This window comes from Embleya sp. NBC_00888 (assembly GCF_045207655.1).
In the GTDB taxonomy this organism is placed as follows: domain Bacteria; phylum Actinomycetota; class Actinomycetes; order Streptomycetales; family Streptomycetaceae; genus Embleya.
The window spans coordinates 361707-382835 of record NZ_CP108784.1; the positions used below are offsets into that span (position 1 = coordinate 361707).

General features: G+C 69.6%; 21 protein-coding genes and 3 pseudogenes. 9 read left to right on the forward strand and 15 right to left on the reverse strand.

Features of this window, described 5'->3' with window-relative positions; translation table 11 throughout:
* Positions 1-132, forward strand: a complete 132-nt coding sequence (locus OG948_RS01555) for a hypothetical protein (protein WP_406293137.1) — start codon at positions 1-3, stop codon at positions 130-132.
* 470 nt (positions 133-602) lie between these two features.
* Here the strand turns inward: OG948_RS01555 and OG948_RS01560 are convergent, their stop codons facing one another.
* The 4 genes from OG948_RS01560 to OG948_RS01575 all read right to left on the reverse strand — a co-directional run bounded on the left by OG948_RS01560 (position 603) and on the right by OG948_RS01575 (position 3386).
* A complete protein-coding gene (locus tag OG948_RS01560; protein WP_406293140.1) occupies positions 603-869 on the reverse strand; it encodes a hypothetical protein in 267 nt (88 codons plus the stop codon).
* Between the two features lie 623 nt (positions 870-1492).
* A complete protein-coding gene (locus OG948_RS01565; RefSeq protein ID WP_406293142.1) occupies positions 1493-1639 on the reverse strand; it encodes a hypothetical protein in 147 nt (48 codons plus the stop codon).
* A complete protein-coding gene (locus OG948_RS01570; RefSeq protein WP_406293144.1) occupies positions 1630-2127 on the reverse strand; it encodes a GNAT family N-acetyltransferase in 498 nt (165 codons plus the stop codon). The genes OG948_RS01565 and OG948_RS01570 overlap by 10 nt, the downstream gene beginning before the upstream one ends.
* A 413-nt stretch (positions 2128-2540) precedes the next feature.
* Entirely contained in the window at positions 2541-3386 is an 846-nt protein-coding gene (locus OG948_RS01575; protein WP_406293145.1) for an inositol monophosphatase family protein, read from the reverse strand.
* Positions 3387-3513: 127 nt separating this feature from the next.
* Between OG948_RS01575 and OG948_RS01580 the strand changes: the two genes are divergently transcribed.
* On the forward strand, positions 3514-4050 hold the full coding sequence (locus OG948_RS01580) for a hypothetical protein (RefSeq protein ID WP_406293147.1): 537 nt from the start codon (positions 3514-3516) through the stop codon (positions 4048-4050).
* Positions 4051-4145: 95 nt separating this feature from the next.
* Here OG948_RS01580 and OG948_RS01585 read toward each other — a convergent pair whose 3' ends face one another.
* The 3 genes and pseudogenes from OG948_RS01585 to OG948_RS01595 all read right to left on the reverse strand — a co-directional run.
* On the reverse strand, positions 4146-4745 hold the full coding sequence (locus tag OG948_RS01585) for a DinB family protein (RefSeq protein ID WP_406293149.1): 600 nt from the start codon (positions 4743-4745) through the stop codon (positions 4146-4148).
* 468 nt (positions 4746-5213) lie between these two features.
* Positions 5214-5576, reverse strand: a complete 363-nt coding sequence (locus OG948_RS01590; RefSeq protein ID WP_406293150.1) for a hypothetical protein — start codon at positions 5574-5576, stop codon at positions 5214-5216.
* Positions 5577-5689: 113 nt separating this feature from the next.
* Positions 5690-6188 (reverse strand): annotated as a pseudogene (locus tag OG948_RS01595) (PAS domain-containing protein); the annotation flags it as partial.
* Here OG948_RS01595 and OG948_RS01600 point away from each other — a divergent pair.
* Positions 6179-6568, forward strand: a pseudogene (locus OG948_RS01600) (HAD family hydrolase); the annotation flags it as partial. The pseudogenes OG948_RS01595 and OG948_RS01600 sit on opposite strands and share 10 nt — an antisense overlap.
* Positions 6569-6629: 61 nt before the next feature.
* Complete coding sequence (locus tag OG948_RS01605) at positions 6630-7307, forward strand: hypothetical protein (protein WP_406293153.1); 678 nt, start codon at positions 6630-6632, stop codon at positions 7305-7307.
* On the opposite strand, the gene OG948_RS01610 is transcribed toward OG948_RS01605, so the two are convergent.
* The 3 genes and pseudogenes from OG948_RS01610 to OG948_RS01620 form a co-directional block, all read right to left on the reverse strand.
* Entirely contained in the window at positions 7262-7462 is a 201-nt protein-coding gene (locus OG948_RS01610) for a hypothetical protein (protein WP_406293155.1), read from the reverse strand. The two genes, OG948_RS01605 and OG948_RS01610, sit on opposite strands and share 46 nt — an antisense overlap.
* A 213-nt stretch (positions 7463-7675) precedes the next feature.
* Complete coding sequence (locus tag OG948_RS01615; RefSeq protein ID WP_406293157.1) at positions 7676-9004, reverse strand: sensor histidine kinase; 1329 nt, start codon at positions 9002-9004, stop codon at positions 7676-7678.
* Between the two features lie 56 nt (positions 9005-9060).
* Positions 9061-9731: pseudogene (locus OG948_RS01620) on the reverse strand (response regulator transcription factor).
* 245 nt (positions 9732-9976) lie between these two features.
* Between OG948_RS01620 and OG948_RS01625 the strand changes: the two are divergent.
* From OG948_RS01625 to OG948_RS01645, 5 genes are all read left to right on the forward strand, one after another.
* A complete protein-coding gene (locus tag OG948_RS01625) occupies positions 9977-10558 on the forward strand; it encodes a hypothetical protein (RefSeq protein ID WP_406293160.1) in 582 nt (193 codons plus the stop codon).
* Between the two features lie 10 nt (positions 10559-10568).
* Positions 10569-11915: a peptidoglycan-binding protein gene (locus OG948_RS01630; protein WP_406293161.1), complete on the forward strand. Its 1347-nt coding sequence runs from the start codon at positions 10569-10571 to the stop codon at positions 11913-11915.
* Between the two features lie 62 nt (positions 11916-11977).
* A complete protein-coding gene (locus OG948_RS01635) occupies positions 11978-12679 on the forward strand; it encodes an ABC transporter ATP-binding protein (RefSeq protein WP_406293163.1) in 702 nt (233 codons plus the stop codon).
* Positions 12676-13917, forward strand: coding sequence for an ABC transporter permease (locus tag OG948_RS01640; protein ID WP_406293165.1), 1242 nt, complete (start codon positions 12676-12678; stop codon positions 13915-13917). The genes OG948_RS01635 and OG948_RS01640 overlap by 4 nt, the downstream gene beginning before the upstream one ends.
* A gap of 280 nt (positions 13918-14197) precedes the next feature.
* Entirely contained in the window at positions 14198-14680 is a 483-nt protein-coding gene (locus OG948_RS01645) for a hypothetical protein (protein ID WP_406293166.1), read from the forward strand.
* A gap of 465 nt (positions 14681-15145) precedes the next feature.
* On the opposite strand, the gene OG948_RS01650 is transcribed toward OG948_RS01645, so the two are convergent.
* Genes OG948_RS01650 through OG948_RS01670 form a run of 5 tightly spaced genes read right to left on the reverse strand, consistent with a single transcriptional unit; the run spans position 15146 to position 20373 of the window.
* Positions 15146-16132: an oligopeptide/dipeptide ABC transporter ATP-binding protein gene (locus OG948_RS01650; RefSeq protein ID WP_406293167.1), complete on the reverse strand. Its 987-nt coding sequence runs from the start codon at positions 16130-16132 to the stop codon at positions 15146-15148.
* The gene (locus OG948_RS01655) at positions 16129-17118 is read right to left on the reverse strand and encodes an ABC transporter ATP-binding protein (protein WP_406293169.1); all 990 of its coding nucleotides are present in this window, start codon (positions 17116-17118) and stop codon (positions 16129-16131) included. Before OG948_RS01655 ends, OG948_RS01650 begins: the two co-directional genes overlap by 4 nt.
* On the reverse strand, positions 17115-17993 hold the full coding sequence (locus tag OG948_RS01660; RefSeq protein ID WP_406293171.1) for an ABC transporter permease: 879 nt from the start codon (positions 17991-17993) through the stop codon (positions 17115-17117). The genes OG948_RS01655 and OG948_RS01660 overlap by 4 nt, the downstream gene beginning before the upstream one ends.
* A complete protein-coding gene (locus OG948_RS01665) occupies positions 17990-18928 on the reverse strand; it encodes an ABC transporter permease (RefSeq protein ID WP_406293172.1) in 939 nt (312 codons plus the stop codon). Before OG948_RS01665 ends, OG948_RS01660 begins: the two co-directional genes overlap by 4 nt.
* A 41-nt stretch (positions 18929-18969) precedes the next feature.
* On the reverse strand, positions 18970-20373 hold the full coding sequence (locus OG948_RS01670; RefSeq protein WP_406293174.1) for an ABC transporter substrate-binding protein: 1404 nt from the start codon (positions 20371-20373) through the stop codon (positions 18970-18972).
* Positions 20374-21129: the final 756 nt, after the last annotated feature.

Here is a 21129-nt window from a genome sequence, read left to right on the forward strand (position 1 = left end):
ATGATCGACCACGCACTCGACCGCGGCATCAGCCGTACCCTCGACGAACTCGTCACGGCCGTCACGGCGTTCATCACGTCGAACACCCTCGCGCAAGGACACCGCCTGCCCGGTCCGAAAGCAACCCGCTGACACGGGGCCGGTCGACGGTCGACGGTCGACGGTCGACGGTCGACGAGCAATCATCCACGCACACGCCCGCCCGGTCTCCGCAAGGAGAATCCGGGCGGGCTCCCGTCGTGGACGACCGTCGCCGAAGGTGTGCCGTCGCCGTGCCAGTCGTCGATCGAAAACGCCCATGTGGAACGGTGCACGCGTGGCCCCACTCGGACGCGGTGGCCGTCGACCTCCCACAGGGCGAGGGAGAACACTCGCCACCACCGCGTCCGATCAGGACCCCGCGCCATCCGCGGCCCGCCGTCGCTCGACCGACGCCCGCGATGGGCGAATGCAGCCGCCTGGGTGCCCGACGTGGGACCTCAGCAGAGCCGGCCCCCGATCGAAGGCGACCGGGTCCTCGGACAGGTTGACGCGCAGCAGCCGCCCGTCGGGGTACAGCCCCTCCCATGCGGCAGAGGCACCGCCGTGGACGACGGTGGGGTTCAGCCGCAGTCCCGCTCCGCCACACCGTGCGACCCATCGCAGGAAGTCCCCCGAGGCGCGGCGAGTTCCACGAACGCCGAGAAGCCCGTCGCCGCCCCCACGCCGGTGATCAGGCGCAGCGGCGACTGCGGGTCCTCGATCGCGCGGGCGTTGCGGCGAAAGCGCCCGCCTATGGCGGTGAGGTGGGCGCGGACGTGCCGGTACGTCCGCTCGTCGGGGAGGTCGGGCAGGTGGGCGCGTCGGGCACGGTCCCGCGCGGTCCCCACGAGTTCGGGGGTGCGTCCGGCGGGGGCCGCCTACGACGCGGCGGGTCGCGTGACCACCCTGACCCCGCCCGGACAACTGCCGTGGACCTTCACCCACGGTCAGGCGGGCGGATCCCCGGCGGCCGGCGACGGCATGCTGCTCAAGGTCGAACGACCGACTCTGACCCCGGGCAGCGCCACTCAGATCAACGGGACCGCCACCACGACCGTCGTCTACGGCGTGACCGTCACCGGCCCCGGCGCCCCGTACGACCTCGGGCCCGCGACCACCGGCACCTGGGGCCAAAAGGACTCGCCGGGCGACGCCACCGCGATCTTCCCCGCCGACCAGATCCCCACGTCGAGCAACGGACCCGACCTCGCGGCCGGCGGCTACGGCCGCGCGACCGTGCACTACCTCGACGCATCCGGACGCAAGGTCGACACGGCACAACCCGGCGGGAACATCGCCGTCACCGGCTACGACAAATTCGGCAACCAGACCACCCAACTCACCGCCGCCAACCGCGCGCCTGCCCTCGGCACCAACGACGCGGACCGGGCGGCCTGGACACACGCGGCGCCCGCCGGTGGGGGCGAGGACCGCGGCAAGTCGGTGACCGAAGCCACCGGCGGGTCCGGGGTCAACGCGGCGTGCCCTGTGCTGCGGCGTCGGCGAACATGTGCCCGACCGCGTCGATCACCGTCGGACACTCCCGCCCGAACGCGAGCTCGCCGAAGAGCGCGGTATGCGCGGCGCCGTAAGGGTCCGGCCGCACCCTTACGCGCACACGTCGAACGAGACCCATACGTCGGGTGGCAGGTCGGGCCGCCCGGGGACCGGCCTGCGATCCTCCGTCCACGCGTCGCCGGCGATCCCGGCCGCGACACGGCGCCAGAAGCGCACGGCGGCCATGTTGGCGTCCTGGAAGGCGACTTCCCACGGGCCCGAGTGCCTGGCGACCACCTCCCGAACGGCACGCATCCCGATCCCGGATCCCCGCGCCCCACGCACCACGAAGAAGCTGTTGAGTACGCGCGTGGGGCCGACCAGGCCGCGGACGAGGGCGAGACCGACGGCGTGTTCGCCACTCGTCAGTAGGTACGGCGCCCAGTCGATGTCCTCGAAGGACGCCCGGAGCCGTTCGCTGCGAAACGTCCCGTCCGAGTCGGGAAGCCCGCCGTCGAACTCGGACAAGTCATGGCGGAACATCAGCCAGAGACGTTCCATCACGAAACGGTCGGCATCGTCCGCACGGTGCACGGCTACCTCGGGCATGAAACTCCTTTGCGGGACGAAGAACAAGGCTGTCGGCACCGCATGCCAAAACTGCCGGCACGCGGCGGCACGAAACATGGCACCCACACGGGCGGGAGCACCGGCCCGAAGGACAAGGCGGGTCAGGGCACAAAAAAGCCTCTCGGTCGGATACGCATCCGAGCCCGAAAGGCTGACGACAGGATTTTAGCAGGCGCCCTTGTACCCTCGCGTCACCGCCGAGGGAGACCCGGAGACCTGATTCCCCCGCGCGGGCTTCCGGGCCGGGCGACATCCGCTCGTCGACAGCGGCGCTCGACAGGTTCACGCGCCCGCGTGCTCCCGCTCACCGCCGAGCCGACACAACGAGCCGCTCCGCGACGTCGACGAGATCCTCGACATGGGCCTGGTTGGTCCCAACTCGCGCGGCCCGATCATTCCCCGATGTCGAGGTCCCGTACGTCACGCCTGTGTGCCAGACCGGCGACCAACTCCAGGAAGTCGTCGTGCAGCAGGCCGTTCGTGGCCAGGATCGTCATGTCGCCGGTCAACACCGATTCCCCGTCGAGGTCCGTCACGCGCCCACCCGCCTCGGAAACGATGACCGGCAGTGTGGCGACGTCCTCGTAGCCCAGCGCGGGACCGGCCACCACCATCGCGTCGATCCGGCCGGTCACCAGATCGACGACGCCGTTCGCGGAGGGAGCCAGGAACACCCGGCGATGCAGCGCCGTCAGCAGTTCCTCCGGCCAACCCGCGGGATTGTGCATCTGCGTCCGGGCACCGCCCAACCCCGACCGTTCACCGACGCGAACGCGCCGTCCCCGCGCCGGGTCGGGTTCCTCGCCGAGCAGCAGCCAACAGCCGCGGCCCCGACCGGCCACGATCAACTGCCGGCTCATCGGCCAGTTGATCACGGCGACGGCCGGACCGTATTCGTCCTCGTACGCCAGATCGTTCGTGAACAGCGGAACCCGCCGGGTGAACAACGAGGTCCCGTTGATCGGATCGATCACCCACCGGCGCCCGGACGAGCCGGCACTCGCCCCACCCTCCTCGCCGTAGACGCCGTCGTCGGGCACCCGAGCGGCCAACTCGCCCCGGATCAGGTCCTCCACGGCGACATCCACATCGGTGACATCGGTCCCGTCCGCCTTGCGCCGGCCACGCCACTCGCCGAAGAACCCCCGAACCGACATCCTCCCGGCCCGGTCCATCACCCGCACGACGAAGTCGAGCAGTTCGCGATCCACCGGCGGACCCTCCAGAAAGTCACCCATCACACGATCGTGCCACCCACCGCGTATCGACGCTGCCATCGCGCACCTCGCAACCGGTCGGCACACGGCGCGGGTGGGTGCTCGGGGCGTGGGGATTTTGGGTCGACGGTTGGCTATGGTCGCGTTCATGACACGGACGCCCGGAACGGAGTGGATTGCGTGCGTGGAGGCGAATCCGATCCGGGCGCTGGAGGAATTCGTCACGAGTTGGCATCCTGTCGAGCACGCGTCGACGGGCGCGGGCCCGGGCGGGCCGGACGAACCCGGGGAGATATACGGCGAGTTGCCCGCGGCGTTGGCCACCGTGTACCGGCCGGCCCGCGCGCGTCCGGCACTCCACCGGTTCCGTGACCCGTTGTTGCGGCGGCCCGAGCGCGCCGGTGGGCCGCTCGGCGAAAGGCTGGTCTTCGCCCGCGCGCACCAGGGCGTGGGGGACTGGTCCATCCCGTGGCCACCGCACCCGGCAGACGGGGGTGATCCGCCGGTGTGGTTCACCCTCAACCCCACGCTTGCGAGCGCGGAGATCACCGTCGAGGAGGAACGACTGAGCCGTTTCCTCCTCCAGTACACCTTATGCGTGTCCCGTCGTGTCCCGTCTCACGCGACGTTCCCGCTGTCTCACCTGATCTCGTTCGTCTCGCACGCGCGCGACAACGTCAAGTGAGACGGCACAGGTCCGGGACTCGCTGATCAACGCACGTCGGGGGCGCATTCGTGGCCGACCCCGGGGGCGGCGGGGTCGGCGACGGTCGGGCGAGATCAGTCGTTGCCGACTTCCCGCGCCACGCGCTCCAGTCGACGGTGGTGGTCCTCCCACCATGCCTGATCCCCCGGTGCCATGTTGTCCTTGCCTTGCGCGTACCCGACCGATCCGTCGATGAGCTCTCGCACGATGTCGGCGTGGCCGGCGTGCCGTTGGGTGTCGGAGGCCACGCGCACCAGGATGTGGTGCAGTGTCACCTCTCGTCGTTCCTGCGGCCACCACGGCACGTGACCGATCGCGTCGAGTGTCAGCGTCGCGATCGTGTGGTCGGAGTGTTCCCACGCCCGGTGGTACAGCCCGACGATGTCTTCACGCGACTCGTCCGCGGTGGCCCACATGTCCGCGTTGGGTTCCGCGTCCTCCGTGTACCACCGGGGCGGTGGCTCCTCGCCGAAGAACGGCCGCCCGAACGTGTCACCGAGGTACCCCAGTTCCACGCCGGCGACATGTTTGACCAACCCCAGCAGATTCGTGCCCGTGGGGGTCGACGGACGGCGGATGTCGTATTCCGAGAGCCCGTCGAGCTTCCACAACAGGGCATCCCGACCTTCTTGTAGGTAACGAAGAAGGTCCGCTTTCGGATTCGGTTCGATCATGCCGTGACAGTCTTCCTCGCAGCACTGACAACCGGGCTCCATCGGACAACGCGGGACGCTGCCGCCAAGCGGCATTCCGCCGACGCACGGCGATCGAAGACGACCGACAACATCAAGTGAGACGAACCTGGGCAAGTGCTGCTCAGCGCGAATCCTGGCTCGATGAACGCGGGGTGGGCCGTGCGGGGGCCAGTGTGGTTGGATCCGGCGCCGGCGGTCGTGCGTCTGATCGCCACCGGTGGGCAGTCGCCGGCTGCGGCGCAGGCGTGGGCGACGCGGCTGCCCGCGTGGCGTGGTGTGCCCGATCGGGTGCTCACCGACTTCGCCGGGGCCGGTACTGGGAGGACATCACGAGACGCAGACCGGCGCCCTGGTCCCGTGCGTTGGCCGATGCCTCCCGCGCGTGGGCCGCGTACCGGGCGCGCTGACGGGTGATCGGCCGTAGCGATCCGGCTTTCCGTTTTCGGTTCACGGCGTCGTCCGCTGGGCGGAGGGGAACTCGGCGGGTGTCTGCAGCCAGTGGCGCAGGAGGCCGATGGCGGTGCGGAGTTGGTCGTCGGTGGCGCCGGCGCGTCCGCGGGGAAGTCCGATGGCTTTGTTGAGTTCGCTCTGGAAAAGGGGGATCGGGTATCCGACGTGGGAGGCGACCGGGGGGACGAGGGTGTTGACCACGGTGCGCAGTGCCCGGCCGTCGAGGGTGTGGAGGTCTTCGGGTGAGGGGTCGGGCAGGGCGAACCGGTCGGCCCGGTGGTCGGTCGGCCATTGTTCGGTGGTGTCCAGGGCGAGGGCGAGTTGTTCGAGGGAGGCGGCGAAGCGGGTGGGGACGTTCATGACGCGTGAGCCGGCCGTGGACGGCGCGGACGGGCACTGTGTGGCGGTGTGCGAATTCCGCCGCCTGGGCGTCGATGGTCTCCCGGGCGCGTTTGCGGGTGAGCAGGGTCAGGGACCGCAGCCACTACGTCACGTGCGGTAGTCGCCTCAGCAAGCGCCGCTGTCACCTCTGCGATCCGAGCGGCTCGCTCGGCGTCGGCCCGTTCGGCGTCCTGGCGTTCGGCCTCGCGCTTGCGCTTCTCGGTCACGTCTGTGAAATAACAGGTTGTGCCGTCGGGCGCAGGAACGACCCGCAGGTGGTAACAGCGACCGGCGTCCCGCGTCCAGACCTCGAAGCCGGTCGGCGCGGACACCGCCGCAGCCTTCCGATAGCGGTCTTCCAGGCCGGGCATCTGCCGTACGGCGGGCAGCTCCCACAAGACCTGGCCGATCAGTTTCTCCTCGGGAGAACCGAGAACGCGCTCCGCTTCCAGATTGACGAAGACGATCCGCCAATGGTCGTCTACCGAGAGAAGCCATCGCTCATGTGGCGCAGGGCGCGCGGCTGAGCGCGTCACGAGGTGAGCGGGACTCATTGCTGTCCCACCACACGCCGATCATCCGGACCGGCTGAGTTGCTGCCCAGTCTGCCCGCCGGTTGCTGGGCGCTGATGAGGTCGAACTACGAGCACCGGGTGCGCGGGCGGTTTACCCGAACCGGGCTGCCGGTTCCGGGCGTGCTCGTGGATGCCGCCGCAGTCGCGGAAGGCAAGCCGTCACCGGTTCCCTACCTGCTTGCCGCCGAACGTCTCGGCGCCAGACCTGAGGACTGCCTGGTCATCGAGGACGCCCGATCCGGAGTCGAGTCCGGGCTGCGGGCCGGCATGACGGTGTGGGGAGTCAACGCCTCGGTCCCGGTGGACGGCGTGCACCGCCACTTCGCGAGCCTGTACGAGGCAGTGCCCGACATCCTCGCCTTCGCATCGGACTCGCACCGGGACTCCACGGTCTGAGCGCGCCGTTGGCGGCGGTGCGGCGGTCAAGCGGCCCAAGGCGGGTATTCGGCCCGCGACCGTGTCGGTCAAGCCGACCGCGACGCTCGACGAGGTCACAGTCCTGGACGGCGGCGTCCTCGACTCGCTGGTGTTGCGCGGCGACTATGACATGCACAAGCAGTTCCGCCACGAGAGTGTCGACGACCTCAAGCGCCTGCGGGTGGACCCGGTGTCAACACGCGCGATTCACCATGATCGCGTGCCGGCGTTGGTGGACGCGGGCGCGGACCTGTTGTACATCGACCCCTCTGACGGCTACTCCGTCTATCAGGCGCGGGTCCTGGAGGAGGTGCGCTCGACAGCGGATGAACGGTCCCGGAACGCGTGTGCTCCAGGTTCTGGATACCGAGAACGCGTTGGCCGGCAGGAGGAATGGCGGAGGCTGGAATCGCCGTGTGGCGGTGTGGACTCGCTGCGGATCACGACGGCCCCGGCCGATGTTCGCGGGCTGGGTAGCGACGACATCGTCGATCTCGGCGACGGCATCTCGTCCTCCGCAGGTGAACGGTCGACTCTTGTGAAGTCATGTCTCCCGGCCCGGCGGATGCTCGCGCACGTCCCCCGGCCAGGCCGGCAAATCCCCGTTGAGGACTCCGCGTCAGTCGGCGTTGGGTCAGAGCCCGCCGAGAACGCTCACGTACATCCTCACCATCAGTCGTCTGCCTTGAGCCCGGACGGCTCCTGGGTGGAGGTGTAGTCCGCAACCAGGTTCGCGTCCGCTGCGTGGACGAGCAGGGTGCCGTCGGCGACCACGTTCGCGCACAAGTCGGGATCGTAGTGGTGGTCCGGCAGCGGGCGTGGGCAGCCGGCGGGGGCCGCAAGACGGCGGGTCAGGAGCAGGGGCATGGCCATGGGCAACCTCCGGGTGCGTCGGATGGTGGTGCGAACTGCCGCGCGTTGCTTGGAGACCGAGTCGGCTCAGCCGTCCGGGGAATGCGTGCGGTTCACGCAATCGGCGTGCGGGTTTCGCACAGACTGTCGACGCTTGGCGTTCGCTACCGGGCGGCTGGACACCTGTGCGCTCCTCGGGCCGCCGAACTCCACCCCCGTGGGACACGCCGCGCGTCAGAGTCCTCGCCGCGCGAGGTGGCGTCGAGGTCGGCGGGGGTGTGAGCGTGGCGGTGTTGCGGCTGTCGGGGGTGAGACGGGCAAATCCGAGGCCCTTGTCGGGTGGGGTGTCTTGGGGAGGGTTATGGCTATGGTGAGGCCGCCGTGGTGGTTGGCGGTGGTGGTGATTTGGGCCGCGTGGGCGTGGACTATCGCTTGGACTATGGACAGGCCCAGGCCGGAGCCCTTGGAGGAGCCTGTGCGGTTGGGGCGGAAGCGGCGGAAGGGTTCGAAGAGTTCGGGGATGTGGTCGGCGGGGATGACCGGGCCGGTGTTGCGGACGCGGAGGGAGCCGGCCGAGACGCCGACCGTGACGAAGCCGCCCGCGTGGTTGTGACGTACCGCGTTCTCGACCAGATTGGTGACCAACTGGCGCAGCAGCAGCGGGTCACCGAACACCACGCTGCCGGCCAGGTTCGCGTCGACCTGTACTCCGGCGCGTTCGGCCGCGGGCCGGGTCTGTCGGAGCACGTCGGCGGTCAGCTCGTCCAGGGCGACCGGCGACGCCTGGACGTTGCCGCGCTCGCTCATCGCCAGGCTCAGCAGACCGTCGATCAGGTGCTCGGTGCGCCGATTCAGCGTCAGCAACTGTTCGCGCGTCTCGACGATGTCCTGTGGCGAGTGCGGGTCGGCCAGGCCGATCTCGATCGCCGTGCGTTGGATGGTGAGCGGAGTGCGCAACTCGTGTGAGGCGTTGGCGACGAACAGTTGCCGGCTGTCGAAGGATTTCTCCAGGCGATCGAGCATTCCGTCGAACGTGTCGGCGAGTTGCTTGAGTTCGTCGTCCGGGCCCGGCATGGCGATTCGCTCGTGCAGGTTGTGTTCGGACAAGCGGCGTGCCGTCGCGGTGATTCCGTGGACCGGGCGCAGCACCCGGCCGGCCATCCACCAGCCGGCCAGGATCGAGGTCGCGGCCAGGAGCAGCAGTGCCGCGATGAGCACGGTCAGCAGTTGACTCATCGTCACGTCCTGGCCTGTGTCGATGGCCCGACGGATGGAGTCGGCGGGGATCGCGGTGAGTTGGCTCGCAGCGCCCGGCAGCGGGACGACGGGTTGGGACCGGCCGGCGTTCTGGGTCTGGTCGTCCGCGTCCGAGGTATCCGTCGCGAAGGTTTTTGCCATCGCCATCGGCAGTTGCTGGGACAGCCTCTGGTCGACGAACCAGTACACGATGCCCAGCAGCACCGTGCCGACGACGAGCGACATGCCGCCGTACATCAGCGCGAGTCGGGCTCGCGCAGACGGCCGGCGAAACAGCGCCCTGGAGAGCAGCCGTACGCCTGTCACCGGGCCGCTCGTCCGGGCCACTGTCGGGTCGCTTCCAACGCGTGCGCGCAGTCTGCTCATATCACGTATCCCGATCCGGGTACGGTTCGGATGACCTGCGGGTCGCCGAGCTTGGCGCGCAGTTTGGACATGGTCACCCGCACGATGTTGGAGAAGGGGTCGATGTTCTCGTCCCACACCCGCTCCCGCAACTCCTCGGCACTGACCACCGCGCCATCTGCCGCCATCAGCGTTGCGAACACCGCGAACCCCTTGTGCGCGAGGTGGACATGTTCGCCGTCGCGGCCAACTTGGTGCCGGGCGTTGTCCAGCACGATGCCATGCTTCTCCAGCACCGGCGGAACGGCCGGGGTGGCGCGCCGGCCCAGGGCCTGGACCGGCCCAGGGCCTGGACGCGCGCCGGCAACTCGGCGAACTCGAACGGCTTGGGCAGGTAGTCGTCCGCGCCCAGGCGCAGCCCCGCGACCCGCTCGGGGGCCGTACCGGCGGCGGTCGGCATCAGGATGCGGGTGCGCAGCCGACCGGCCACGACCGCCTGGCAGACGTCGTCGCCGTGCGTGCCGGGCAGGTCGCGGTCCAGGACCAGGATGTCGTAGTCGTTGACCATCAGCCGCTCCAGCGCGCTGTCGCCGTCGTACGCGACGTCCACCGCGATCGCCGCCCGGCGCAGTCCTCGGGCGATCAGGTCGGCCAGTAGTTCCTCGTCCTCGGTCACCAAAACTCGCAAGGTCTCGTCGCTCCGCTTCGGTCCGGGGGAAGGGCGGGGAAAGCGTGGGGCGGAAGGCGAATGGCCCGAATTGGCAGACTTCCAATCTCCACCGGTTATACGCGGCCCCGCGTTAACTCCGGATAACCAGATCGCGTGACGTCCTGGTAACCCACCCGCGCGTAGACCTGTTGTCGCACCCTTCGCCGTCACGGCGGGGGGTGACCACACGACCGACAGTAGGACTACAGGTGGGAGCGGCAGTGATGACGAGGTTCGGGCGCGCGGGATCGGGGCGGCCGTTGGCGCTGCGGTTGGCAGTCGGGGTGGTTCTGGCGAGTGGCCTCGCCTTGAGCACGGCCGGGTGCGGTGACGACGGCGGCTCGGGCAAGGCCAAGGTGGCCTCGGGCGGCGGCAGCGGCACGAAGGCCGAGACCAGCGGCGGCGGTTCCGGCTCGGGCAAGGGTGACGATGCCCAACGCCACGACCAGATGGTCAAGTTCGCGAGCTGCATGCGCGAGCACGGCGTCGACATGCCGGACCCGGAGCCCGGTGAGGGCGGCGCGATGCGGATCGGGGCGATGCCCGCGGACGAGGGGTCGTCCAAGACCGAGGACGCGATGAAGGCGTGCGAGAAGTTCCAGCCGAAGAGCGACTTCGACCCCAACGACCCCAAGTTCAAGGAGTGGCAGGCCAAGCACACCAGTTGCCTGCGCGAGAACGGCGTGAACGTGGGCGACCCCGGCGCGGGCGGCGCGATGGTCACCCTCGACGGCAGCGACGAGAAGGTGATGAAGGCGATGGAAGTGTGCAACAAGAAGGTTCCGCCGCTGACGACGAAGAAGTAGGGGCAGCCACGTGGTTCCGATCTACGATTACGAGGAGGAGTCCGCAACGGCCCCGGCCGAGCCGGACCCCACGGCGCAGCCGCGCAAGCGCCGGCGGCGTCGTCGCGGACGGGCCATCGCCGCCGCCCTGGTGCTGGCCTCGGCGGGCGGCGCGGCGGCCGTACTGCTCTCCGACGGCGGCGACGGCTCCGACGCCTCCGCGAACCGCACGAAACTGGACGCCGTGCCGGTGACCCGGGCGGACCTGGTCGAGCGGCAGAACGTGGACGGCAAGCTCGGATACGCGGGCACGTACTCCGTGAACGCGGCCGCGCCCGGTCCGGACAAGGAGACGCCGCCCCCGAACGGCGGGAACAGACCGCAGGGTGGCGGCACTCCGCCTCCGTCGCAGGGCCCGGGTGGCGGCAATCCGCCCCAGGGCTCGGGTTCGGGTGGAGGGGCCGGTACGGGTGGGGGGTCCGGTCAGGGGGGTACGCCGCCGGATGCCGGGAACAACGCGGGTCCCGGCACCATCACCTGGCTCCCGGGCGTGGGCGACACGTTGTCGCGTGGTGATCGGGTGTACGGGCGGGACGGGACGAAGGTGCCGTTGTTCTACGGCGAGACGCCGTTCTGGCGGGCGCTGTACGTCGGGGTGGACAAGGGTGCGGACGTCCGCGAGTTGGAGCAGAACCTCCAGGCCCTGGGGTACGGCGGGTTCACCGTGGACGAGAAGTTCACCGACACCACCGCCGCCGCGGTGAAGAAGTGGCAGAAGGACATGGGGCACAGGCAGACCGGCCGGTTCGATCCCGGCGACGCGGTCGTGCTGCCCGACTCGGTCCGGGTCGGCGAGGTGACCGCGGTCCTGGGCGCGGGTTCGCAGGGGCCGCTGTTCAAGGCGAGCGGTACCGGCCGCCGGGTCACCGTCAACCTGCCGGTCAACAAGCAGACGCTGGCGAACAAGGACGCCAAGGTCCAGGTCACCCTCCCCGGCGGGAGGACCGCGACCGGGACCGTCACCCGGGTCGGCACCGTGGCCAAGGAGGGCGAGCAGTCCCAGGGCGGCGCACCGCAGGGTCAGGACAAGGCAACCATCCCGGTCGACATCGCCCTCGACCAGCCCAAGGACGCGGGCACCCTGGACGGTGCGCCGGTCACCGTCGGGTTCACCGGCAAGGAGCGCAAGGGCGTGCTCACCGTCCCGGTCAACGCGCTCCTCGCGCTCGCCGAGGGCGGCTACGGCATCGAGGCCCTCGAACCCGACGGCGGCACCCGACTGCTGAAGGTCGAACTCGGGATGTTCGCCAACGGGCGGGTCGAGGTGACCGGCGACGGCGTGACCGAGGGCCTGAAGGTCGGGGTGCCCAAGGCATGAGGAGACATCGCAGAACGCCGCACAAGACGGCCGAACCGGGACCACCCGGCATTCACGGCCCGGTGCCCGTGATCGAACTCGACGGGGTCGGCCGGTCCTACCCCGGCGGCGTGCACGCGCTGATCGACGCGAACCTGACCGTCGAGGCGGGCGAACTCCTCGCCGTGGTCGGGCCGTCCGGGTCCGGGAAGTCGACCATGCTCCAGTTGATGGGCACCCTCGATCGGCCGACCCAGGGGGTGGTGCGCCTCCTCGGGCACGACGTCGCGCGGCTGAGGGACCGTCAACTCTCCGGCGTGCGGGCCAACTGGATCGGCTTCGTGTTCCAGCAGTTCTTCCTCACCGAGCACTTCACCGCGGTCGACAACGTGGCCAACGGCCTCTACTACCACGGCATCCCGGTCCGCGAACGCCGCGAACGCGCCGCCGACGCGCTGGCCCGGGTCGGCCTGGGCAGCCGACTCGACCACGTCCCCCGCGAATTGTCCGGCGGCGAACGCCAACGCGTCGCCATCGCCCGCGCGCTGGTCGCCCGACCCGCACTGGTCCTGGCCGACGAACCCACCGGCGCACTCGACTCCCGCTCCGGAGCGACGGTGATGCGACTGCTGCACGAACTGCACACGGACGGCACCACCATCGTCGTGATCACCCACGACCCCGGGATCGCCCGATCGCTGCCCCGCCGGGTGGAGATCCTCGACGGCCGCATCCACGCCGACAGCGGTGTCGGTGCCGAACCGCCGGTGGGGGTGCCCGGATGACGACGCGCGATCACGACACCGCCCCCCGACCGGCACCGGCACCGGTGCCGCTGCCGGGGACGGCCCGGCTCGGGCCCGTCGACGTGGTGCGGGTCGGCCTGCTCGGAGTGCGCGGCCGACCGATGCGCGCGGTCCTGTCCGGCCTGGGCATCGCGATCGGGATCGCCGCGATGGTCGCGGTCCTGGGCATCGGCACCGCCAGCCAGGCCCGACTCATGGACCAGATCCGGAGCCTGGGCACCAACATGCTCTCGGTCGGACCCGGCGACTCCATGTTCGGCGGCAAGGTACCCCTGCCCGAGGACGCCGTCGACATGGTCCGCCGCATCGGCCCCGTCACCTCCGCCAGCGCCACCGCACAACTCGACGGCCGCAGCGTCCGACGCACCGACCGCATCGACCCCCGCGAGACCAAGGGCATCACCGTCGCCGCCACCCGCGAGGACCTGCTCGACACCATCGGCGGCCGGGTGGCGAAGGGGCAGTGGTTCAACGCCGCCACCTCCCGCTACCCCACCGTCGTGCTCGGCGCGCGGGCGGCGGAGTTGCTCGGCGTCGACGGGCCGAACCGACAGGTGTGGATCGGCGAACGGTGGTTCACCGTCATCGGCGTCCTGGCTCCGGTGCCGCTGGCCCCCGAGGTGGACCTCTCCGCACTGGTCGGCTGGTCGGCGGCGCGGGAGGTGCTCGGCTTCGACGGACACCCCACCCGGATCTACGAACGCTCCGCCGAGGACGCGGTCGACGACGTACGCAACGTCCTCGCCGCGACCGCCAACCCGGCCGACCCCGCCGGCGTCAAGGTCAGCCGCCCCTCCGACGCCCTGGAGGCACAACTCGCCGCCAAGAACACCTTCACCGGACTGTTCGTCGGCCTCGGCGCGGTCGCCCTCCTCGTCGGCGGCGTCGGAGTCGCCAACACCATGGTCATCTCCGTACTCGAACGCCGCCAGGAAATCGGCCTGCGCCGAGCCCTGGGCGCCGGACGCGGCCAGATCCGCCTCCAATTCCTCACCGAGGCCGTCACACTCTCCGGCATGGGCGGCATCGCCGGCGTCCTCCTCGGACTGATCGTCACCAGCGCATACGCCCACGCCCAGGGATGGCCACTCGTACTCCCCTGGCCCGCCATCCTCGGCGGCGTCGCCGCATCCGTGGCCATCGGCGCACTCGCCGGCCTCTACCCGGCCGGCCGCGCCGCACGACTACCACCAACCGAGGCACTCAGCTCCGGCTGAGGACGAGCGCAAGGTGGACCCGCTTCGGTGCCGGTCGGCCCTCGGGACGGTCGCGCGCAGGCGCGCGACCGTCCTCGACCCGAAGCGCTCACCCCTGAAGAAGCCGTCCGCTCGTGGATGTCACCACCCACGAGCGGACGGCTTCCGCCCACCGCCGGGCCGATCGCTGAGCTCGTCCAGGCCCGTCGTTGAATCGGCGCAGCCACCGCCGGACCCTGGCGGCAACGAAGACCGGGCGACGTATTTCGCCCGCGAGCTCGAGGCCCACATCGGCCCCAGGGTGAAGCCGCTGGTGCTCGGGGAGTTCGAACCGGAGGAGCAACAAGCCGACCTCGTTCTGACGACGTTCTACCGTCTGGCCGAGGTCCGCAGCCTGTTCCGTCGGCCGGAAACCGAGGTGGTCGCCATCGTCGTCGCGCCGCACCTGCAGACACTGGTGCAGATCGCATCCGTCGCCAAGCGCCGCACCGTCGGCATCTGGTACTCCACCCACGAGCAGGCCTCCAGCATCAAGTGCTCGCTGACCCAGTCCGGGATCAAGAACATCGAAGTGCTCTGCGGCACCGAGGACGAGGACATCGAGGGCATGGGCCTCGCCGTGATCCCGAGTGAGATGCCTCAGCTGAGGTCCAGTCTCGGGGGACGTGTCAAGGTCATCGAGTTCGGCAATGTTTTGGACGCCGCGTCGATCCGCATGGTGACCGAGGTCGTCGGCGACATGCAGACCGCGCAGCGAAACGGGACGCAACATTCAGGCCAGTGACGGATCACGCGCGGAGTCTTCGCACGCATGACGCCCGACGGCCGGGCCGGGGAGAATGCTCGGTGACCGTGCCCGACCCGTCGGCCTCGACGGAGCGGACGGCTGCGGCGCACCGTTGTCGTTCCCCCGATCCGCATCCGGCGCGGTGGGCGACCCTTGCGCGACCGGCCGGCGCCGACCCGGCCCGCCGGGTCCGGGTGGCCCGAGTGGCGACAGACAGGCCGGCCGGGCTGCCCACGCGTCGTCGTCGGCGAGGTGCGTGTGCGTCCCGGTGTCGAGGTTGTGGGAGGAAGATGTCAGCCGTGACGTCGACGACGAGGTCGAACCCGTCCACCCAACCAATCCCCGGGGTCCCGACATCTCCTGCCGGATCGGGCCGAACGATGCGGCTGCCGGTTCGTCCCTGCTGAGTACTGTCGGCCGCGGGCGCCTCCCGCTCCAGCCCGGGTATCAGGCTTCGCCGTGTCACACCACGAGATCGGAGCCGAAACGAGGGTGGTCGGCGGCGTGGATACAGGCGGTGCGGTGCGATCCACTCCCGACGTAGGGCGGTGGGGCCAACGAGCAGGCGGCCTCGGCCTCCGGACATCTGGGTTGGAAAGGGCAGCCGGTGAGCACGTCGAGGGAGCCGGCGGGTTCGCCCTCCAGAGCCGGCGCACATTGCATGGTGCCTGGTCGGTGCAGGTCCGGCGCGGCCCGTAGTAGCGCCCGGGTGTACGGGTGCCGGGCCGCGGTGAATATGGTTTCCGCCGCCCCTTCTTCCACCACACGGCCCGCATACATCACCGCGACGCTGTCGCACAGGGTTCTGACGATGCCCAAGTCGTGCGAGATGAACACGATCGTCAGCCCGAGATCGGCGCGCAAGTCGGCCAGGAGGTTGACCACGGTGGCCTGGGCGGAGACGTCCAGGGCCGATACCGCCTCGTCGGCGACCAGCACCTCGGGTTGGACCGCGAGGGCGCGTGCGATGGCGACTCGTTGCCGTTGTCCCCCCGACAGTTCGCGTGGTCGTGCGTCCAGGACGCGCGGGGGCAGATTGACCATCTCCATGAGCGAGGCGAGGGCGGAGTTCATGCCCGCATCCGGGACGAGGTCGTGGCAGTCGATGAGTTCGGCCAGCACGGAACGGACCCGTCGACGGGGGTTGAGCGACGCGACCGGGTCCTGGAAGACCATCTGGATGCGTCGGCGCAGGTCCTTGGAACGTCGGGCGCCGACGTCCTGACCGTCGTAGCGGACATGTCCGGCCGTCGGTGTCCGCAGGCCGACGAGTACGCCGGCCAGTGTCGACTTGCCGCAGCCGGACTCGCCGACCACGCCCAGGCACCGGGACCGCTCGACGGCGAGGCTGACTCCGTCGACGGCCCGCAGCGTCACGGGTGCCGCGGATCGCCGGGTTCGGACCTTGAAGTGGACCTGGACGTCGTCCAACTCGATGAGGGCGCTCATGCCTGCTCTCCGGCGTTCGTGGGGCCCTGCAGCAGGCACGCTGTGGCTCGGTGCGGGCCGATGCTCAGCAGGGGTGGGTCCGCTTCCCGGCAGGCGTCCGCGACGCGCGGGCAGCGTGGGGAGAAACGGCAGCCCGAGGGCAGCAGACCGGCGGCCGGCGGGGATCCTTTGATGGGCTTCAGCCGCACGGGCGGGCCGTGCAGTTGCGACGTCGACTCGATGAGCCCGCGGGTGTACGGGTGGCGGGGATCGTCGATCAGAGCACGTGTCGGTCCCTGTTCGATGATGCGGCCCGCGTACATCACGGCGGTGCGGCCGGCGATGCGTGAGATGACCGAGAGGTCGTGGCTGACGAAGATCAGGGCCAGGCCCCGCTCGGCCCGCAGGCGTTCGATCAGGGTCAGGATCTGGTCCTGGACGGTGGCGTCCAGCGCGGTCGTCGGTTCGTCACACAGGAGGAGCGTGGGCTCCACCGACAGGGCCATCGCAATCATCACCCGTTGCCGCAGGCCCCCCGAGAGTTGGTGCGGCCATGCCCGGAGCCGTTGTTCCGGCTGTGGCACACCGACTTCGCGCAGCAGGCGCAGGGCCTGGTCGGCCGCGTCGCGGCGGGACACGCCCCGGGCCCGGGGACCGGCGGCGACCAGGTCACCGATGCGCATCGTCGGGTTCAACGAGCTCATGGGTTCTTGGAAGATCATCGAGACGCCGTGCCCGCGCAGCTCGCGCGGGCCGACGGACCGCAGCTCCTTGTCGTCGTGGCCGCGGAACCGCATGGTTCCCCGTGTCTGGACCAGCGCGGGCGGCAGCAGGCCCAGGACAGAGCGCAGCGTGAGGCTCTTCCCCGATCCGGACTCGCCCACGATCCCGAGGCATTCGCCGGCGTCGACGTGCAGGGACACGTCGTCCACCAGAGTGGCGCCGCCGGGTCCGGCGGTGGCGATCGCCAGGTTCGCGATCTCGATCACGGGTTCGGTGCCGGTCATGATTTGATCCGATCGTCCAGGCCGTCCCCGATCAGGGCCAGACCCATTCCGGCCAGCGCGATCGCGGCTCCGGGCGCGGCGATCAACCACCAGTTGGTTTGGATGACGGCGCGGCCGGACTGGATCATCGCGCCCCATTCCGGGGTTCCGACGGGTATGCCGACGCCCAGGAAGGACAGTGTGGAGATCGCCACGACGGCCAGCCCGATGTCGACGAAGAAGTAGACGATGCTCTGGCCGATCGCGTTCGGCACGATGTGCCAGCCGATCACCCGCCATCGGGGCAGGCCTCCCGACCGGGCGGCGCGGACGTAGTCCATGGAGCGGACCCGGCGTACCTCGGCGCGCATCAGCCGCGCGTACACGACCCAGGAGATGAGGATGAAGCCGATCACGAGCGGCAACTCGCCGGGGCCGAGGAAGAGGAATCCGGTGCCGGGGCCGAGCAGCCCGACCAGGGCGATGAAGAAGATGAACAGAGGGAGCGAGACGACGACGTCGGAGGTGCGCATGATCGCGGTGTCCAGCCACTTCGCGCCGAGGCCCGCGGCGATGCCGATGAGACTGCCCAGGACTGCCGGAATGAGGGAGCCGAGCAGCGCCACACGCAGGTCGACCCGGATCGCGTAGACCAGCCGGGTCCATGCGTCACGGCCGAGTTGGTCGGTGCCGAGCGGATGCGCCCACGAGGGAGAGCCGAGCCGGTTCAGCAGATCCTGTTCGGCCGGGTCTCCGTTGGTGATCAGTGGCGCGAGGGCCGCGGCCAGGACGAACAGCCCGACGATGACCGACCCGGCGGCGATCTTGCCGTTGCCGCGCCGGCGCGACGATCCGGTGTGCACCTTCTCGTCCTTGATCACGGACACGTCGATCATGCGCTCACCGTTCTCGGATCGAGCAGCGAGACGACGGTCTCGCCCAGGACATTGGCCAGTACGACTCCCGTGGCGAAGACCAGCGTGATGCCCTGGACCACGTAGACGTCACGCTTGGCGGACGCGTCGACCAAAGCGCTGCCCAGGCCCGGAATGTCGAAGGTGGCTTCGAGGATGACGACGCCGAAGAAGAGGTAGCCGACGTTCAGCGCGAGCAGCGTGAGAACCGGGCCGAGCGCGTTGCGCAGCACGTGCCGGACGATCAGGGCGCTGCCCTCCACCCCGAGTGACCGGGCGACCGCGATGTACTCGGAGTCGAGGACGTCGATCAGGCTCGACCTCAGACTGCGCACCAGGACCGGGGCGAGGATGATCGCTCCCGTGACGGAGGGCAGGACCAACGATCTGACCAGTTCCGCGGGATCCGACCCCAGCCCCGAGACCGGGAACCATCCGGTGGGGATGGCTATCAGCCTGATGAGCAGGAACCCCACCCAGAACGCCGGCAGGAACAGCGCGAGCAGAATGCCCAGCCGAATCGCGTGGTCGATGAATCGGTCCCTGAACCAGGCGGCGGTCCACGCCAGGACGAGTGCCGCCGACATCGCGAGCACCAAGGTGCCGAGCAGCAGCCACAATGTGTCGCCGATGCCCTCGCCGATGATGTCGCCGACGCGACGGCCGTCGATCGATGTGCCGAAGTCGCCGTGCAGCACCCGATTCAGGTAGTCCAGGTACTGGTGCGGCAGGCTGCGATCGAGTCCCAGTTGATGGCGCAGTTCGCTCACGGCCTCGTCCGAGGCCCGTGGACCCAGGCGCAGCCGGGCCGCGTCGCCCGGCGCGATCTGGGTCAGTACGAACACCACCAGCGTGACTGCGAGCAGAACGAGGATCAACTGGAGCAGCCGGGCCAGCAGGATTCTTATCGCGGCCACGCCGCTGCCTCCTTTCCGTTGACGGCGCCGGACCCCGCCCGTCAACTCTTCACACTCAATTCGTCGGCGCAGTAGGCCAGGTAGGGCGTCGGGACGAATCCCTCCACTCGGCCGGAAATCGCGTAGAGCGCGTTGGGCACCGCCAGCGGGATGACGGCGTTGCTGGTGTTGGCGGTCTTCTCGAAGGCGTGTACCGCGGTGCCCACGTCGAAGGGAGTGCTCGCCGCGTGGACCGCGGTCAAAGCCGCGTTCGCCGGCCCGGGGTCGGACTGGGAGAACACGACGCCGGTCGATTCGAGGAAGCCGAGGGGGTCGATCGGGCTGGGTGCGAGCGCACTGTAGGTGATCATCCCGAGCTGGAAGTCGCCCTTGCCCAGCCTGTCGATCAGCGAGCTGGTCGGGAGCGGGACAACGGTGACCTTGATGCCGGCCTGGGCCAGCATCGGTGCCAGGGCCTGTGCCGCGAGTTCCTCCGGGTCGCCGCTGGGCACCATCAACTCGAGGTTCTGACCGGTATAGCCGGACTTGCCGACCAGGCTTTTCGCAGCCGCCTGGTCGGTTGTGGACCAGGTGCACGTGGAGCACGGGGAGATGCCGGGGACGTTTTGCGGCAGCAGCGATGTCGCCACGGTCGCCTGGCCGGCGTAACCGCCCGCCACGAGTTTGCGGTAGTCGATGGCCGAGGCCATCGCCTTCCTGAGATCGACGTTGGCCAGGGGCCCCGACTTCGTGTTGATGGTGAGGACGCTGACACCGGACGAGGGCACGCCGACGATCTTGCCCTTCGGGTACTGGCCGACCACGCCCAGTTCCACTCCGTTGACGACGTCCAGGGAACCGTTCTGGAACTGCAGGAGTCGCTGGCTCCCGTCCGTGACGACCTTGTATTCGACCTTGTCCAGGTGGGGCAGGCCGGCCCGGTAGTAGTGAAGGTTGCGGGTGAGGGAGATGGACCGTCCCACGGTCTGGTTGCCGATGCTGAACGGCCCGGCCCCTGTGGGCTTCTTCCAGAAGTCGGCCTCCGTCTCACCGCCGTAGTTGTCGGGGAAGATCGCGGCGTTGCTGGTCGACAGGATCGCGACCAGAGTCTCGTCGGGCTGCGACAGCGTGAAGATCACGGTCTGCGGAGAGGGTGTCTCCACGGACTTGATGGACGAGAAGTAGCTGCCGTACAACTTGCCCTTGCTCCACAGTCCTTCCGAGAATTTCACGTCGGCGGACGTGACCTGTCTGCCGTTGCTGAACTTCGCACCCGGGTCCAGGGTGAACGTCAGGGTCTTGGCCGCCGGATCCGCCTTGTAGGACGAGGCCAGCGCCGGCAACAGGCCCTTGCCGTCCGGGGTGGAGCGCAGCAGGGACGCGTACACCTGAGGGAAGACGGTGAAGCTGTGGGTCGACAGCGCCTCCTGCGGGTTCCACGTGTCGATCGCGCTGCTGAGGGACATCGTTGCCGAGCCACCCTGCTTGGGGGGCTCCGACGAGGCGGGTTTGGCCGAGGTGGAGCCACCGGTGCACCCGCTGAGGAGGCATGCGGCGGCCGTCAGCGATGCGACAAACGCCATGACCTTGACTAGCGTCATAAATTCCCTCGCAGTTTCATAATTTTTCTACCAACCGGCGTTGTCAGATTGTACGGCGACGTGCACCGGCCGTCTAGACGGAACGAGCGTGGGCGTTTTCGCGCCACTCCGGTCCCCGCCGGGCGGGACGGCTGCCGAACGGGAGACGGCCTTCGGCTCCGGCAATTGCGCAGCCGGTCGAGGAAGCGGACCTGCGGCCGACCCCCACGGGTCTCGCTCGCGGGCCGTGTCCGGCGGTTCTTGGCAGGAGAACCGAAGCCTGGAGGACCTGCGGATACCGGACCGAGACGCACCTCGCCGGGCCGAACAACGGCCCTCGTCCTCGACTCGACGCTTCGGCAAGCTCGTCGCCGATCCCGTGTTCCTGATGCCCCGGGGGTGGAACCGAAAACAGGGACCGGGCACCCGACCGAAGGCAGCCCAGATCCCTTCCCCACGGGCTGCGGGACGCCGCCCGTCCCGCAGCACCCCACGCGTCGGCGTGCCGCCACCCGTGGAAGGCGATCCATCGACGATCTCGATCGCTCCGGCAGCACGCGACGAAGCCCCGGTCGCCTGATCGACCGGGGCTTCGTGTCGTGTGGGGGAAGGCCGGCGGACTCGTTGCCCGGCCACGGGGGC

Excerpts from the sequence above, each read along its gene's own strand:
- OG948_RS01580 (WP_406293147.1), top strand. The coding sequence starts at position 3,514 with ATGACACGGACGCCCGGAACGGAGTGGATTGCGTGCGTGGAGGCGAAT.
- OG948_RS01575 (WP_406293145.1), bottom strand. The coding sequence starts at position 3,386 with ATGGGTGACTTTCTGGAGGGTCCGCCGGTGGATCGCGAACTGCTCGAC.
- OG948_RS01570 (WP_406293144.1), bottom strand. The coding sequence starts at position 2,127 with ATGCCCGAGGTAGCCGTGCACCGTGCGGACGATGCCGACCGTTTCGTG.
- OG948_RS01650 (WP_406293167.1), bottom strand. The coding sequence starts at position 16,132 with ATGAGCGCCCTCATCGAGTTGGACGACGTCCAGGTCCACTTCAAGGTC.
- OG948_RS01660 (WP_406293171.1), bottom strand. The coding sequence starts at position 17,993 with ATGATCGACGTGTCCGTGATCAAGGACGAGAAGGTGCACACCGGATCG.
- OG948_RS01670 (WP_406293174.1), bottom strand. The coding sequence starts at position 20,373 with ATGTCCCTCAGCAGCGCGATCGACACGTGGAACCCGCAGGAGGCGCTG.
- OG948_RS01610 (WP_406293155.1), bottom strand. The coding sequence starts at position 7,462 with ATGGCCATGCCCCTGCTCCTGACCCGCCGTCTTGCGGCCCCCGCCGGC.
- OG948_RS01590 (WP_406293150.1), bottom strand. The coding sequence starts at position 5,576 with ATGAACGTCCCCACCCGCTTCGCCGCCTCCCTCGAACAACTCGCCCTC.
- OG948_RS01625 (WP_406293160.1), top strand. The coding sequence starts at position 9,977 with ATGACGAGGTTCGGGCGCGCGGGATCGGGGCGGCCGTTGGCGCTGCGG.
- OG948_RS01585 (WP_406293149.1), bottom strand. The coding sequence starts at position 4,745 with ATGATCGAACCGAATCCGAAAGCGGACCTTCTTCGTTACCTACAAGAA.
- OG948_RS01655 (WP_406293169.1), bottom strand. The coding sequence starts at position 17,118 with ATGACCGGCACCGAACCCGTGATCGAGATCGCGAACCTGGCGATCGCC.
- OG948_RS01555 (WP_406293137.1), top strand. The coding sequence starts at position 1 with ATGATCGACCACGCACTCGACCGCGGCATCAGCCGTACCCTCGACGAA.
- OG948_RS01640 (WP_406293165.1), top strand. The coding sequence starts at position 12,676 with ATGACGACGCGCGATCACGACACCGCCCCCCGACCGGCACCGGCACCG.